We start from the raw sequence: 15,991 nt of genomic DNA, 5'->3' as shown, positions 1-15,991 counted from the left end.
ATAAGTTGTATGTAGGTATAATCTAGTTAACTAACTTGGATGCTATCACTATATACCCGCTAAATCGCGCTCAGTAATACACTCACCCGACGCCATTTCAAACTCGCGGCATACCAATGGGCGGTTTTCGTAAATAGAGCACATAAGCGTATTTCTATCGAGCGCTTCGCACCAACCATCGTCTGCGCGCTTCATTACCTCGCTCCCCCATTTGTCGTATTCAATATAGTTAAAGGGCACGCCGGTATCGGTTACTATGCGCACTTCTAATTGGCAACAACAGGCTTGGCAGTTAGCACATGTAACTGGCTCTGAGATAGTAGAAATATTTTCAACGGGGATAACAATATGCGGCATAGTGGCTTAAATAAGAGAAACTCGTCAATTAGGATACACGAGCAAACAAAACGTGCTAGTAAATTTTATTGTAGTTGATAAATATAATACTAATCCGAAATAATACTTAATCAATTTGATTAGTTAATCTGATACTAAAATTTCTTATATACGACTGCATGGATGCAGAGCAATGCAGGGAGCAATTATCGATAACAACTAAATAACAAAATTTTTGTCTTGTTATAACCAATACTTTTTTATCTTAAAGTAGCTCATTTAATTAAACGAGCGGGTATGCCAATTAAAAATATTAAGCGTGCAATTACTTAGCACGCTTGTTTGGTGTTGTTTAATATTAAAAGTTTAAAACCACTTTAACATCGCCCGATACCGCAGAGGTAGAAACAAAACCAATGGTATTTGGGTTAGTTGCAACCATTTTAATGACCTCAGCGTCATTTTCGAGCGCTTTAGGTGGCGTGCCTTTGCCAGTAAAAATAAGTTTTGACCAATATGCTCTCAACTGTGAAGCGCTTTTATTGAGTAACTTGCTGTTAAACTGCTCTGTAGCGGTATTTTTTTCTTCTTGAGATACAGGAATAATTGTATTGCCATTACTAAACGACTTTTCTTTTCCGGTGTAAATTCGAGTAATAACAGACTCGTCAAAGCTGCTATCATTCGAGGGATGCACAATAATGGCAAAATCTGCAAAGGCAACATTACTAAACAAAAACAGAACACATAACACTAATTTTTTCATCTCTATCCCCTTAAAAAACAATACCAAACGTGGTTACTTTACTATTACTCATTACTGCTGATGAAAACGAGCCACTTTGTCTCTTTCTTGCAGCAGTTTTAAACACATCTAAAACAATCAATTTTGAAGTCTCGATGCTCACATCATCTATGTATGAACGAGATATCCACGTTGAGTATAGTTAAACCACGAGAAAATAAACAAAAATTTAACATTTTTATCGTTATTCTGGTTTGGTAATTATTTAAATACCTATCTAGCAAGAAGTGTTGCTTTAATTTCGCTATAACGCATCTGCTCGCACAGTGCAAAACCACTCAGCTGGCGCACTTTATTACGCGCAAATAACGGCACACTCATCCCCGCTAAAAAGCGGCATTGGGTTTCAATACCCACATTATGATTACCCTTACCTGCCATATGCGCTAAAAACTCATCTACCTTTTGATAAATAAGTTGCTCGTCAATATAGGCAGGCTCTATAGAGTATTCAAGCTTAACCGCATGGCCTCTACACACACTACAATGCCCGCATTGCTCAGGTGCATTTTGATCGTCAAAATAGCGCGCTAAGTTATAGCTTAAGCAACTTTGTAGCTCAAAAAAGCGAACCAGTGCAGCAATACGTTTAATTTCGGCCTGTTCTTTATCGCTAAAGTAGTCGTGCAGTTGCTGGGCAAGTTCAGGGTTGTTTATAACCTCTCCATGCACTTTGTATACTTGGGTAATACGTTTGGTTTCAAGCGTTATTAGGTTTTTTTCGGCTAGGTAGTCAAGAGCAGCCACTACACGTTTTCGATCAACCTGCGCGGCTTGTGTAAGGGAGTCAAAATTTAGCGTACCCCATATTTTTTTAAAATCGGTATGGCTAAATATTTGTGTTAAAAATGCTTGGCGCTGCTGGTCAAACTGGCTTAGTAGCTCGTTTTTATCAACCAAAAATTTGTATTTAAAATCGGCATAGTAGGCATATTGTGGCGTTATTGCGCCTTGCATTTCTAGTTGTACTAGCAAGGTTTTAAGGGCCAGTTGCCTAATATTGCTTTCGCTTGAAAGGCTGTACTCTTGCATTTCCCATTGCTGGTGGCTTTGGCGAATATCGTTAATTACATATTCAATACCGCTAAGCTCTGGGGTGTCGCCATATACAAAGTTTTCAACCGTATTTAGCCCATCTAAATTGGCAAGGGTGTAGCAATTTGATGGATTGCCATCGCGCCCTGCACGGCCAATTTCTTGGCTGTAGTTTTCTATCGATTTAGGTAAGTCATAGTGTATAACAAAGCGAATGTCCGACTTATCAACGCCCATACCAAAGGCAATGGTAGCCACCACTACGTTAATTTTACCCGCCATAAAGTCATCTTGAATTTGCCAGCGTAGCGTATCTTCAAGCCCTGCATGGTAAGCAACAGCGTGAATACCTTGCGCGCTTAGCACATTAGCGACTTGCTCTGCGCTTTGCTGTAGCGTTACATACACAATACCAGGGCCACTTTGCGCGCGCACAATGTTGGTAAGCTCGGTATTTTTATCGGCTGTTTTAACACTCAACACGCTTAAATCTAAATTAGCGCGGTAAAAGCCCGTTTGTACAATGCACTCAGGCGATATAGCAAATCGCTCTGCCATATCGCGCTTTACTTTTTTTGTGGCCGTTGCAGTAAGCAACAACACTAAAGGAATATTAAGCTCTTCGCGGTAACGTGGCAGTTTAAGGTAGTCGGGTCTAAAGTTATGGCCCCATTCTGATATACAGTGCGCTTCGTCTACCACTAACATCGAAAGCGCCACTTGGCTTATAAATTCTCTAAAGCGTTCGTTTTTAAATCGCTCAACCGAGACCATTAATACTCTAATTTTACCGTTTCGCACGTCGTTCATTACAGTGCTGCTTTGCATTTGATCTTGGCTCGAATCAAGGCTGGCAGCATAAATGCCTTTGCTATTTAAAAAGCTAATTTGATCTTTCATCAACGCAAGTAAAGGCGAAACCACTAAGGTTAAATTAGGTAAGTGCAAAGCAGTGAGTTGGTAACACAACGATTTACCCGAGCCGGTCGGAAATATAGCCAACGACGATTGACCATTTAAAAGCTGCTCTATAGTTTGTTGCTGCCCTGTTCTAAATTGGCTAAAACCAAAATGTTGTTCAAGTGACTGAATTAATGGCGTGGTCATAAATACCCTTTTCGTTGTTTTTCAAACAGCGATTTAACTGCACAGCTAAGCGATAAAAAAGTGAGTATAACTTATATGCCTTTAATCATCATTTTTTGCTGACATATCCTTTATTTAAGCGCAAAATAACCTCACTAAAGAGTATGTTATTACGTTTGCCAAAAATAATTTTCATAATACCCAAATAACCTCAAAACACTAAAAATAATACAGATTATTTGGGTATATTATTTTTAAGGGCAACGTTATGAGTATTACAATACCTAAAATAGTCGTTATTGGCGGTGGTGCTGGCGGGCTAGAGCTTGCAACCCAACTAGGGCATAAACTAGGGAAAAAAACCAAGCAGATATACTGTTAATAGACAAAAACCGTACCCACATATGGAAGCCGTTACTGCACGAAGTAGCGACAGGCTCTATTGACCCCGATTTAGATGGCGTTGTGTACTCAGCCCATGCCGCAAAACATCATTACCGTTTTCAACTTGGTACTTTTTGCAATATAGACCAAAGCAATAAAACAATTACTCTCTCCCCGCTCAACGACGAGTTAGGCCACACCATTTTACCTGGGCGCACGGTACGCTACGATCACCTTGTTATTGCCATTGGCAGCGTAAGTAACGACTTTAATACCCCAGGTATAAAAGAGCATTGTTACTTTTTAGACTCAAGCCAACAAGCAGAACGCTTTCAGCATTCATTACTCGACAGCTTTACGCGCCTTCATCAGGACGACAATCAACAACAATCGCTTAATATCGCCATTGTAGGCGGCGGTGCTACCGGTGTTGAGCTATCTGCCGAGCTTTACCATGTGTCTGAGCTATTAAAGCTATACGGCTTAACAAATATGTCCTCTAAACGTTTACATATACATTTAATAGAGGCAGGCCCGCGTATTCTACCTGCATTACCAGAGCGCATAGCCACCAGCGCCAAACGCGAACTATTAAAGCTTGGCGTAAACGTACGTGAGCAAACGCAAGTAAAAGAAGGCACCGCACAAGGCTTTATCACCAAAGATGAAGAACACATTGATGCCGATATTATGGTGTGGGCAGCAGGCGTAAAAGCGCCTGATTTTATAAAAGATTTAGGTGTTTTTGAGTTGACCCGCAGCAACCAAATTCAAGTAAACGAGTTTTTACAAAGCACCGTTGATGAAAGCATTTTTGTGTTAGGCGATTGCTGCGCATTTACGCAAGCAGATGGTAAGCAAGTACCACCACGCGCACAATCGGCGCACCAAATGGCGCAGTGCGTCGAAAAAAACCTTATCGCCACGCTAAAACAGCAACCACTACGCGGCTTTAAGTATAGCGACCATGGCTCACTTGTTAATTTATCAAGCTACAGTACTGTGGGTAATTTAATGGGTAACCTCACCAGTAATACCTTTTTTATTGAAGGTAAAATTGCCCGCTTTATGTATATATCGCTTTATAGAATGCATCAACGCGCTATTCACGGCAGTGCAAAAACCTTTGCATTATGGATAAGCGAAAAAGTACTGCGTGTAGTGCGCCCAAAAATGAAGTTACATTAAAGGCGATTTAAATTAAAGGCAGTGAGCGTTATCACTGTCTTTAATTTTTAACATTGTCTGTGTAGAGTATTTAAAACAACTAAGGAAATTGGGTTATGACGGGCAAAACGCTAATTTTCAACTTTGATGGCACAGGGAATGAGCCCCGTGACGCAGAGCAATTTAGCTCAGAACACTTTAAAGAAGACGCCAGTATTTCTAATATTCTAAAATTACACTTACTGCTTGGCGGTAAATTAGAAGACTCCCCATTACCCCACAGTCAAACCAACTCAGTTTTTATTATCAAGGGATAGGCACTAAAGGTAGTCGCTTAAAGCGTGTATTAAACCAAACATTTGCACCTCGTGGTGACGATGTAGCCAGTATTTTAAATCAGGCTTTAACCGATTTTAAAACTCATTACCAACTAGGCGATTCACTACTTTTAGCAGGCTTTAGTCGAGGTGCAGCACTTGCCAGGCGCTTTGCAAAATGTTTGGAGTTATTAATATGTGAGCGAGTCTACCTTTGTGTATTTGATACAGTAGCCTCAATTGGCTTATCAAAAGTAAGTAAAGCAACGCGCGGCGCTGAACATGTTATTTTTGAAAACCACACCATAGCCACAAACGTATCTCAAGCTCTGCACTGTGTATCGCTTGACGAAAAACGCCGCGCCTTTGAACCCACACTAATGAACCATCAAAATAATATTACCGAGCTGTGGTTTGCTGGCGCGCATTCAGACATTGGCGGTGGTTACTACCGCGATGGCCTAGCCGATATTAGCTTACGTTATGCACTTGAGTGGTTAATAGAGCAACCGCTTAATATTTCGTTATTAACTAGCCGCGATATAGATTACACAACACTACTACCCGATAACAACTTAGTTGCGCAAGATGATGTGACGGTTATTCCTGATCCGCTCGCATTAAGCCATCAGCAAAATTACTTTTGGTTTAACCCCTTATTTAAACTGGTAGACAGAGAATGCTATGTACTTATAGATAACGAAGCTAGCAATCTTAAACCTTTAGTGCATCACAGCGTTGCAGAGCGTATTAACAAGCTAACCAGTTACCGCCCAGAATCGCTTAAAAAACTGCATTACAAAATTAGCTATAACGACAACACCACGCTTAGCTTTATTGGTTTAAGCCAACATATAGAACTGGCTAATCAAAACATGAATGTGCTGAGCGTTAACCAAAGCCAAGATGTAATAGTATTTGCTAGTGAGCAATACAATGCAACTGGCCTTATGCTAGAGCAAGGCGCTACTTACCGTTTTACCCCATATCCAAATCAATACTGGTTTGACGATGGTATAAAGTGCACACCAATAGGTTGGCATCGCGATAATGTGAAGCTTGGCGTAAAAGAAATCCCAATGGCAGTGCTTGAGCCATTTAGACGATTGCCTCATGCACAATGGTTTTCGTTGATAGGAGCGATTAATAAAAACGACGAGCACCTATTTAAAATAGCTAACGGCGCTGATATTAAAATTACTAAATCTGGTGAGTTTTGCCCATTTGCAAACGACTTAAGCCGCTTTTATGGTGCGAACGCAGGAAAAATAAAAGTAAAAGTAACAAGACTGGAATAGCCTGTAGACGCGCAGCTTGCTGGCGTGTAAAAACGCAGTTTTTAGGGTATTAAGTAATGAGAAGCTTTGCTTCTAACGTGAGCAAGCTCGACGTCTACAAAAACCGTAACCACAGCTCAATGATCATTCATTTGTAGACGCGCAGCTTGCTGGCGTGTAAAAACGCAGTTTTTAGGATATTAAGTAATGAGAAGCTTTGCTTCTCGCGTGAGCAAGCTCTACGCCTACAAGAAATCGTAACCGCAGCTCAATAATCATTCCCTTGTAGACGCGCAGCTTGCTGGCGTAACGAGTGCAGCTCGTCATATTTAAAATGAAAAACAGACTTTAGATTAGAAGCTGCGCTTCTCGCGTGAGCAAGCTCTACGCCTACAAGAAATCGTAACCGCAGCTCAATGATCATTCCCCTGTAGACGCGCAGCTTGCTGGCGTGTAAAAACGCAGTTTTTAGGGTATTAAGTAATGAGAAGCTTTGCTTCTAACGTGAGCAAGCTCGACGTCTACACATCATATTCTGAAACTTGGGTATAAACCCTTGTAGACGCGCAGCTTGCTGGCGTGTAAAAACGCAGTTTTTAGGATATTAAGTAATGAGAAGCTTTGCTTCTCGCGTGAGTTAGTTCTGCGCTGGCGAAAGCCCTATTTGATCGGTGCTATTTAAGCGGCGATTAAATAGGACTCTTGTCCTGAAAGCTTGTTGCTACGTTTAAACGAACCTTTGCCTTTTTTAGCTTTAACTACTTGTGGTTTAAATAATTTAGAGGTGACCATCGCCGCTAGTGCATTGTGGTTTATAACGCCTCGTCCTGTGTCTACCGCGCTGGTGTTTGCGGTTTTTGCTTTAGATTTTTTAGTCATATATTTCCTATCAACTAATGGTTATTTTAAGTTAAATAATAAAGAGGCTTTTATATTGGCCTATTTAAGAGATGGCGATTGTAGGCTTAATTTTCAACCGCGCAAGTATTTTTAATGCCCAACAGGTACTTTTTAATAATAAAAAAGCATAAAAAAAGCGCAGTTAATAACTGCGCTTATAATTACTTAGTTTGCTTTACAAATTAAAAGCTAAAGCTTACTTTTGCATAATACGTTCTGCCGTCAAAACCGTATGGCAATGCGCGTACAGGGTATTTAAATGCGCCGTTGGTGATAAAATTAAGTACTTCGTCATCACCTAATTCATCTGGCGTTTCGTCAAATACGTTATCGGCACCTACCGAAAGCGCAAACATGTCGTTAATTTGGTAGCTAACATTTAAATCAACTAACACAGCAGACTCAACCGTACTTGTTGGTTTAAATGAACCCGTAGGCGAAAGCTCACCTGGTAATGAAATATGGTCGTTACCAAAGTATTTTACGTCTGTTTCGCCAAAGTAGTTAAAGCGAATGGTTGATGTGTAGGCATCGCGTTCGTAGTCAAACGTAAGCGTTGCACGTTCGCTCGGTTGTCCGTCGGTAAAAAAACTACGTTGTAAATCATCAAAAGCAACCGCTTCAGGAATACCGTCTTTTGCATTTACGCTGTCAATTTTAGTATCGTTTAGGTTACCTGCAAAGGTTACTCCTAAATTACCGCCTTCAACTTCAGTGCGGTACGATGCAATAATATCAACACCTTGCGTAGTAGAATCAACCGAGTTTGAGAAGTAGTTAGCTTGCACTGCACCCGTTGCTTGTAGCGCTGCAACCGCTTCTGAGCTAAACGATACGTCGTCAACCGAAAGTAAGCTGCCAAGTGTAATACGGTCTTCAATTTCTACACGGTAAAAATCAACCGTTAACGAAAGCTCGCTTGTTACATCGTAAACAAAACCTGCACTGTAGTTTGTTGATGTTTCAAGCTCTAAGCTATCTACGCCTAGCGCACTTGGGAAAGCGGTCCCTGTGTTTGCTGTGAACGACTGCGTTAATGTGCCGTCTGAGCCTAAGTTAGTTGTAAAGGCTGTATAACCACTTTGTTGAAGTGATGGCGCTCTAAAACCAGTAGACAGTGCACCACGTACTGCAAAGTCATCTGAAAATTCATAACGTGTTGCTAATTTACCAATTAAATCATCCCCAGCATCTGAGAAATCTTCATAGCGTAGTGCACCACTTACGTTCCATGCGTCGGTGATCATAGTTTCTACGTCTACATAAACTGCGTAGCTGTTACGGTCGCTGTCGTTAGCCGCTTCAGGGCGAAGGCCGTTATAAGCCTGAAAACCACACTGTGCAAATTGATCCGGATCGTTTACTGATGGGTACGAAGTATCCATATTTGCTAACCCACACGCGTATGATGCTTCATCGCCAGGCACTATTTCGTAGTTTTCTTTACGGTATTCGGCGCCTACTGTTACATATAAAGGCTCACTACGGCCAATATCTACAATACCGTTTACATCAAGGTTAACCGTTGTTTGATCAAATCTAAAACCACCTGAGTAACCGCCAGTAGGGCCTGAGTTTGCTGCAATATCGGCATCGCTTGCACTTGGGTTGTTAAATAAATACTCAGCCGCGTAAGAAGCATTTAATGTATTGCGTGATGTAAAATCGTATTGGTTTTCACCATAAACAGCCGATACATCGTAAGTCCAGTCTGTGTTTATATCGCCTTTAAAGCCAAGCGCGACTGAAATATCTTGTGCTTCGTTATATATGCGCGGTAAAAAACCATCACTATATACTTGGGTTACGTTTTTAGAGGCTTCGTTAAAGTTACGGTAAAAACCATTACCTAGTGCAGTGCGCTCAGAGTAGCCACCAAACGAGTAAAGCTCGCCGTCGCCCATTGGTAATGCCATGTTGTAAAATAACGACGTAAATTCACTTTCTGAGTTACCTTGGCCCCAACGTACATCTTCACTTAGCGTACCGGGTTCAACATTAAGCGAACCCCCCGTATCGCGCTCGGCGCGGTTAGTGCCGTCGGCATCACGGTACTCAAGCGATAGGTTAATAAAGCCGCCTTCGTTACCTAATTCAAAACCACGATTTAAACCTGCTGAAATAGTGTCGCCGTCACCTTCACTTGTGCCGCCGTATTGTACAAAACCCGTTGTAATACCGGTTGAGTTATTAAGAGATAAGTTAATAACACCTGCAATCGCGTCAGAGCCATACTGCGCTGCAGCGCCGTCGCGTAATACTTCAACGCCTTTAAGCGCCGTTAACGGAATGGCATTCATATCAGTACCCGCAGCGCCTGCACCTACTGTACCGTTAAGGCCAAAAATTGATTGGTTATGACGACGTTTACCATTTACTAATACAAGGGTTTGATCTGGTTGTAAGCCACGAAGTGTTGCGGGTCTAAATAAATCTGAACCGTCTGATACTTGTGTACGCGAAAAGTTAAATGAAGGCGCTGTCGCTTGAAGGCTTTGGCCTAATTCGGTAAAACCACCTTTAGTTAAATCATCCGCGTCAATTAAATCAATAGGAGAAGAAGACTCTGTAGAGGTACGGTTAGATACACGCGATCCTAATACAGATATTTGCTCTATGTTTTTAGCAGCTTGCACTGGTGCTTCTTCAGCGTTAACAATGCTTGGTGCGCTAAACGCGAAAGCAACGGCTACAGCAAGTGTATTTAAACGGTATGTTGACATAGTGACGACCCTGTTTTTTTGTGTGTTCTTATAAATTATTTAAACCACTTTATTAGCAGCCTGTGCAAACATCCTAGCAACATATACAAATAAAAAGAAACAAAAAATGGTCTAATTATGCAAATATTTTATAACATAAGAAAAAAACACTTAAAAGTGTGTTAAATACATACAAAACAGGTATTAATTTTCAAACTGCTTATTTTAACGTTTTGTTTACAATGTAAATTATAATGGTTATTGTCTGTTTTGACGGGTAATGAACAAAAAATACTCGCAACTTAGTCTAAGGCACTATTTACTTTTATTTCTTCGTCGAAAATAGCATATAGCGTAAACAAGCATTTTTAACTTGCCGACTACTCAGCAATTAACTTTAAGCATAAACATTTAGGGCGTGTTGCTCTTTGGTGTTTGAATTTGCAGTAGGCTGCTTGGTTTTTAGGCAAGGCCATGTAGTGTGGTTATTATCCATAAGTAGGCGATAACGCAGCATAAATACCAAACATGCGCTGCCCGAAAGGTTCTTTCTAGGGACTAATTTTAATCCACAAAGATCAACGCGCCCTAATCATCTTTGACAATTATGTAACTGGAGTGATTTTTTGAGCTACGCTTTAATAAAGTAATCTTAAATAAAAAATACATTATTGACTTGTAAGGATAAAGCTATGACAGACACAGCTAAAAAAGCTGCCATGACTCACATTGATGTACTATGCGTTGACGATGATGAAATAGTATTGCGTTCACTCACCCGTTTACTAAAAACAAACAAACTAACGGCGATCGCGTGCAGTAACCCCGAAACAGCTTTAACACATTTAAAAAGCCACGAGTTTGGCTTAATCATCAGCGATATGCGCATGCCAAAAATGAATGGCGCACAGTTTTTAGAGCAAGCCCGTAAGCTTGCGCCTGACACACAGCGTATTTTATTAACAGGGTATGCCGACATAGAAACGACCTTAGCCGCAGTTAACCAAGGTCAAATAAGCGGTTATATCCAAAAGCCTTGGCAAAACGATCTGCTACTTGGCAGCATTAATAATAGCCTTGAAAAATTTCAGCTAAAAAAACAAAATCAAATACTTGAAGAACAAGTAAAAACTCAAAACTTAGAACTTATCGAATTAAACAATGATCTTGAACAACGCGTAGAAAAACGAACTAAACAAATCAAACAAGTTTTAAAACAATTAGAAGAAGCAAGTGAACGAGAAAAGATAGAGCATAAATCAACCGTCGAGCTTTTATATAACTTTATAAATGCAAACCCTTATCTCGATGGAAATAGGGCACAAAACATTGCCAATACCTGCACCCAAATAGCGCTTTATTTAAATTTATCGCAGAAAAGTATCGATCTTGCGCCGATGGCTGGCTACTTAGCGCAAATAGGGTTACTTGCCATGGATCCTGATCTTTATAAAAAACCAGTCAATAAATTAAGCGAGTCGCAGCGTAAAACATTTTATACGCACCCAAGCACAGCACAATTAATGCTAATGCCAGCAACACATTTACATGATGTTTCTGACGCTATTTACCATCAGTTTGAGCGTTATAACGGGAATGGCATGCCAAAAGGTTTAGCCGGTAACGATATACCGATTGGCGCAATGGTGTTGGGTTTAGCGCGTGATTACTGGGATGCTTTTGAACAAAGTAATGCCGCAAATGAACAAGACCGCCATGTACATGCGCTCGATACTGTAAAGCTTTATAGCGGTACATTTTATCACCCTAAAATTGTACGTGCTCTTGAGGCTAGTCAAACAAAAATGCGTGAGCAAAAAGCTCAGCTGGCTCAATACTTATTTGTAACGCTAGCGAACTGAAAGAGAACATGATTTTAGGACATGCTCTGCATAGCCACACAGGCATAATGCTATTACCAAAAGGCCATGTATTTAGCCGCAAATCAATCGAAAAACTGCAACAGCTTGAAGCCAAAAAGCCGACTCCATTTAGAATAATGGTTAAAACCGCTAAATGATTGATCTAAATCGCAGTTTTTTTCGTTACAATGTGTCTAAAATAAATTAATGACTTTACTTGAAGGAGCACACAGTGTCGCGATTTTCTGCCGTTACCGACAATCCCCACGATCAGCGTTTTAACCAAAAAACGGGAATATTGCTTACCAACTTAGGTAGCCCTGATGCGCCGACGGCTGCAGCACTGCGTATTTACTTACGAGAGTTTTTATCAGACCCTCGTATTGTAGAAATACCACGCCTAGTATGGATGATTATTTTGCATGGTATTATTTTACGAGTCCGCCCTAAGCGTTCAGCCAAATTATATGAAAGTATATGGACCGAAAACGGATCGCCACTAACCCATATTACACGCCAGCAAAGTATTAAGTTAAATACCCTACTAAAAGAAAAAGGCTACACCAATACCGAAGTTGTTATGGCAATGCGCTACGGTAATCCATCTATTGAAGCTGGCCTTGAAGCCTTACGAGAAAAGGGATTAACACGTATTGTTATAATGCCAATGTATCCACAATATTCGAGCCCAACTACGGGTTCTACGTTTGATGCTGTATCAAACGTACTGCGTAAATGGCGCTGGGTACCAGAGCTACATTTTATAAACGGCTATCATAAAAATACACGCTATATTGAATCGCTTGCAAACAGCATCAGTGAAGATTTAGAAGCCAACGGCGTGCCACAAAAATTGGTTTTTTCGTACCACGGCATGCCTAAACTATTCTTAGAACGAGGCGATCCGTATCATTGTTTGTGTTTACAAACGACCCGCTTAGTAGTTGAAAAGTTAGGCTTGGATAAAGATAAAGTAATTAGTACGTTTCAGAGCCGCTTTGGCAAAGCTGAATGGTTAAAACCTTATACCGATGCAACACTTCAAAGCCTACCAAGTGAGGGAATTAAAGACATAGCGATTATAAGCCCTGCTTTTAGTGCTGACTGCCTCGAAACACTTGAAGAACTTGAAGGCGAAAATCGTGAAATTTTTGAAGAAGCTGGTGGCGAAAAATACCGTTACATTGCGGCACTCAATGACCGAGACGATCACATTGAAGCCATATATGATGTACTAAAACCGATGTTATAAACGTTCATAACTGCGCATAAATAGTGACTTTTAAGCGGTGTTAGCATTAACACCGCTTTTTATTTTATAAAACCTCACCTACAACAATCAAACACCCAACTTGTAGGTGCGAATTTACTTCGCGCTTGTAAAAATTAGCGAGGTATAAACCTCACCTACAACAATTAAGCACCCAACTTATAGGTGCGAATTTACTTCGCGCTCGTAAAAATTAGCGAGGTATAAAACCTCACCTACAACAATCAAACACCCAACTTGTAGGTGCGAATTTACTTCGCGCATGTAAAAGCTTAAAAATTAGTGAGGTATAAAACCTCACCTACAACAATCAAACACCCAACTTGTAGATGCGAATTTACTTCGCGCTCGTAAAAATTTAAAAATTAGTGAGGTATAAACCTCACCTACAGCAATCAAACACCCAACTTATAGGTGCGAATTTACTTCGTGCTTGTAAAAAGTTAAAAATTAGCGAGGTATAAAACCTCACCTACAGCAATTAAGCACCCAACTTGTAGGTGCGAATTTACTTCGCGCTTGTAAAAACTTAAAAATTAGCGAGGTATAAACCTCGCCTACAACAATTAAGTATTAGCTCAATCCTTTCGGGTAATCATTACCGTGCACACACCTGCGATAATTCCCCAAAAAGCAGATCCGACCGAGAGCAGCGTTAAATCTGACGCTGTAACTAAAAATGTTACAATGGCAGCTTCAGTATATTGCGAGCCATTCAATGCTTGCTGCAAACTATTCGCAATAGTGCCAAACAGTGCAATACCTGCAAGTGCCAAAATAAGTGCTTGTGGTAAAGTTGCAACTAGCCCAACTAACGTTGCTGCACATAACGCCATTATTATATAAAAAACACCACCAGCAATACTTGCCCAATAACGCTTATCAGGGTTTTTATCCGCTTCTTCGCTCATGCAAATAGCGGCGGTTATTGCAGCTAAATTTATAGAATATGCCCCAAATGGTGCAGTTATAATATTAATGAAGCCTGTCACATTAAGTGATGCAGAAATAGGTGCTTTATAATTATGTGCTTTGAGGACGGCTATACCGGGCAAATTTTGCGACGTCATGGTGACAATATAAAGTGGTAAACCAATGCTAATACATGCTTGTAAGTTAAACATGGGAGCGGTGTAAGTAAATTGGCTCATTTTCCAATGCAATGCAGTCGTATCAATATTTCCCATACTCCACGCCAGTAACACACCCACAATAAGTACACTAAGCATTGCAAAGCGGGCAAAAAATCGCTTACCTACAAAGTACATAAGTACCATTAAGCCAATCACTAAAGGCATGTCGTTCATAAAATTAAACACGTCAATGCCAAACGTAACAAGTACACCAGCAAGCATGGCACATGCTAGTTCACTGGGAATACGGTTCATTATTTTTTCAAACCAGCCCGTTATGCCTGACAAAAAAACTAACAACGCCGATAACATAAATGCACCAATCGCTTCGTTCAAGTTATACCCTTGAGCGCTTGAAATAAGTAATGCAGCCCCAGTAGTAGACCATGCAATTAATACCGGCACTTTATAATAATACGATAAACCAATGGAACTAAGCCCCATAACCAAACCAAGCATTAAAATCCAGCTGGCAACTAAATCAGGAGTGCCCCCTAGGGTAATTACGACTTGATAAATCAACGCAATTGAACTCGAAAAACCAATAATAACCGCTACGAGTCCTGCTGTAATTCGATTAAGCAACTGATCAGAAACCGCCATAAATCCCTCTAATATTTATTTTTATGTACACAACATACGTGGCTAATATTTTCTTTGCAATTAACTATTACGCTACAAAAAGTGAAATAAATTCATTTTTATTTTTTACCTAAATTAATGACCAAACCAACATAAAACTATTGTATTAAACAGAATAAAAAAGTTATCACAAACAATCTAAAGCCCGCTAAAACACTGACAAAACCAGTACATAACCACTCAACATTTGTACCTATAAAAAATAACCATAAGTTTAATAAGGGATTTAAAAATAAAGTGCTTAACACTTTTTGATTACATTTATTCGCTTGATCTAATCTAATTTATGCTATAAAACGTAACAAATAGTTAACTTAAAACACCAAAAGAGAAACAGATGAAAAAAGTTGCAGCCTTAATTATTGCCATTCCCTTGTCGGCATTTGCACTTTATGAACTATTTATTCATACCGACCACACTGCAGAACCAATTGCACCTGTAGCAATTGACTTAGTGCCGGTTAGTACTCTTCGTACACAAAATACACATGCGCCAGCCCCTATTGATATGAGTAAAGATCCTATTAATGTCAAAGCGGTTTCAGCCCCAAAACAAAATATGACATTTAATGAATTCGATGCTGTAAACCGCATCTCAAATAAAGCAAAACAAGTACTTATAAATGCAAAAGTGTTACCAACTGACTTACATAATGAAGCTTACATTGAATTTGACTTAGCTTCATTGCAGGCATTAAAAGCGGGCGAAAACTTCGACTTAGCAATTCCTCAAACAGCCGAAACGTTCACAGCTGAGATCACTAATGTTATTGAATCAAGCAACGGTGATAAAAGTATATTTGGCCGCGTAGTTGGCGTAGATGGCGCAATGCACAACACAGTATTAACCGTAGGAAAAGACGCCGTATACGGGCAATTTACGGCACCTTCGGGGAATTACGTATTTGAAAGTAAAGGTAAGTATGGCTGGATAGCTGCAAAACGTGATTTATATAAAAATCATATAGAGCATGACGTAACGGCACCTAAACCTAAAATTGAAAAAGGTGTAGACATATTTGCACCAAAAATAGATGGCTAATTAACCAAATTAAAAATTTGAGCGCACCCGTTG

8 protein-coding genes and 3 pseudogenes are annotated in these 15,991 nt (G+C 40.1%); 5 read left to right on the top strand and 6 right to left on the bottom strand.

Annotation, left to right across the window (positions count from 1 at the left end):
* Positions 1-48: 48 nt before the first annotated feature.
* From P4S65_RS21025 to P4S65_RS21015, 3 genes are all read right to left on the bottom strand, one after another.
* The gene (locus P4S65_RS21025) at positions 49-357 is read right to left on the bottom strand and encodes a YkgJ family cysteine cluster protein (protein WP_007377413.1); all 309 of its coding nucleotides are present in this window, start codon (positions 355-357) and stop codon (positions 49-51) included.
* A gap of 337 nt (positions 358-694) precedes the next feature.
* Positions 695-1,102 carry a phosphate ABC transporter substrate-binding protein gene (locus P4S65_RS21020; RefSeq protein ID WP_007377412.1) on the bottom strand — a complete coding sequence of 136 codons (408 nt, stop codon included), beginning with the start codon at positions 1,100-1,102 and terminating at the stop codon, positions 695-697.
* Between the two features lie 252 nt (positions 1,103-1,354).
* Entirely contained in the window at positions 1,355-3,283 is a 1,929-nt protein-coding gene (locus P4S65_RS21015; RefSeq protein ID WP_096794239.1) for a RecQ family ATP-dependent DNA helicase, read from the bottom strand.
* A gap of 247 nt (positions 3,284-3,530) precedes the next feature.
* Between P4S65_RS21015 and P4S65_RS21010 the strand changes: the two are divergent.
* Positions 3,531-4,834: pseudogene (locus tag P4S65_RS21010) on the top strand (NAD(P)/FAD-dependent oxidoreductase).
* Between the two features lie 95 nt (positions 4,835-4,929).
* Positions 4,930-6,428 (top strand): annotated as a pseudogene (locus P4S65_RS21005) (phospholipase effector Tle1 domain-containing protein).
* Between the two features lie 657 nt (positions 6,429-7,085).
* On the opposite strand, the gene arfA reads toward P4S65_RS21005, so the two are convergent.
* On the bottom strand, positions 7,086-7,286 hold the full coding sequence (gene arfA, locus P4S65_RS21000; protein ID WP_337121118.1) for an alternative ribosome rescue factor ArfA: 201 nt from the start codon (positions 7,284-7,286) through the stop codon (positions 7,086-7,088).
* Positions 7,287-7,489: 203 nt separating this feature from the next.
* A complete protein-coding gene (locus P4S65_RS20995; protein WP_337121117.1) occupies positions 7,490-10,030 on the bottom strand; it encodes a TonB-dependent receptor plug domain-containing protein in 2,541 nt (846 codons plus the stop codon).
* A gap of 671 nt (positions 10,031-10,701) precedes the next feature.
* Here P4S65_RS20995 and P4S65_RS20990 point away from each other — a divergent pair.
* Positions 10,702-12,029: pseudogene (locus tag P4S65_RS20990) on the top strand (HD domain-containing phosphohydrolase).
* 74 nt (positions 12,030-12,103) lie between these two features.
* Positions 12,104-13,123 carry a ferrochelatase gene (gene hemH / locus P4S65_RS20985; RefSeq protein WP_337121116.1) on the top strand — a complete coding sequence of 340 codons (1,020 nt, stop codon included), beginning with the start codon at positions 12,104-12,106 and terminating at the stop codon, positions 13,121-13,123.
* A 596-nt stretch (positions 13,124-13,719) separates the two neighbouring features.
* On the opposite strand, the gene P4S65_RS20980 is transcribed toward hemH, so the two are convergent.
* A complete protein-coding gene (locus P4S65_RS20980) occupies positions 13,720-14,877 on the bottom strand; it encodes a benzoate/H(+) symporter BenE family transporter (protein ID WP_096794235.1) in 1,158 nt (385 codons plus the stop codon).
* A 376-nt stretch (positions 14,878-15,253) separates the two neighbouring features.
* On the opposite strand from P4S65_RS20980, the gene P4S65_RS20975 reads away from it, so the two are divergent.
* On the top strand, positions 15,254-15,958 hold the full coding sequence (locus P4S65_RS20975) for a hypothetical protein (RefSeq protein WP_096794234.1): 705 nt from the start codon (positions 15,254-15,256) through the stop codon (positions 15,956-15,958).
* Positions 15,959-15,991: the final 33 nt, after the last annotated feature.

The organism is Pseudoalteromonas sp. B131b (assembly GCF_037162545.1).
Lineage (GTDB): Bacteria > Pseudomonadota > Gammaproteobacteria > Enterobacterales > Alteromonadaceae > Pseudoalteromonas > Pseudoalteromonas fuliginea.
The sequence above is the reverse complement of the archived record's forward strand: the minus strand, read 5'-3'. Positions and strand labels throughout refer to the sequence as shown.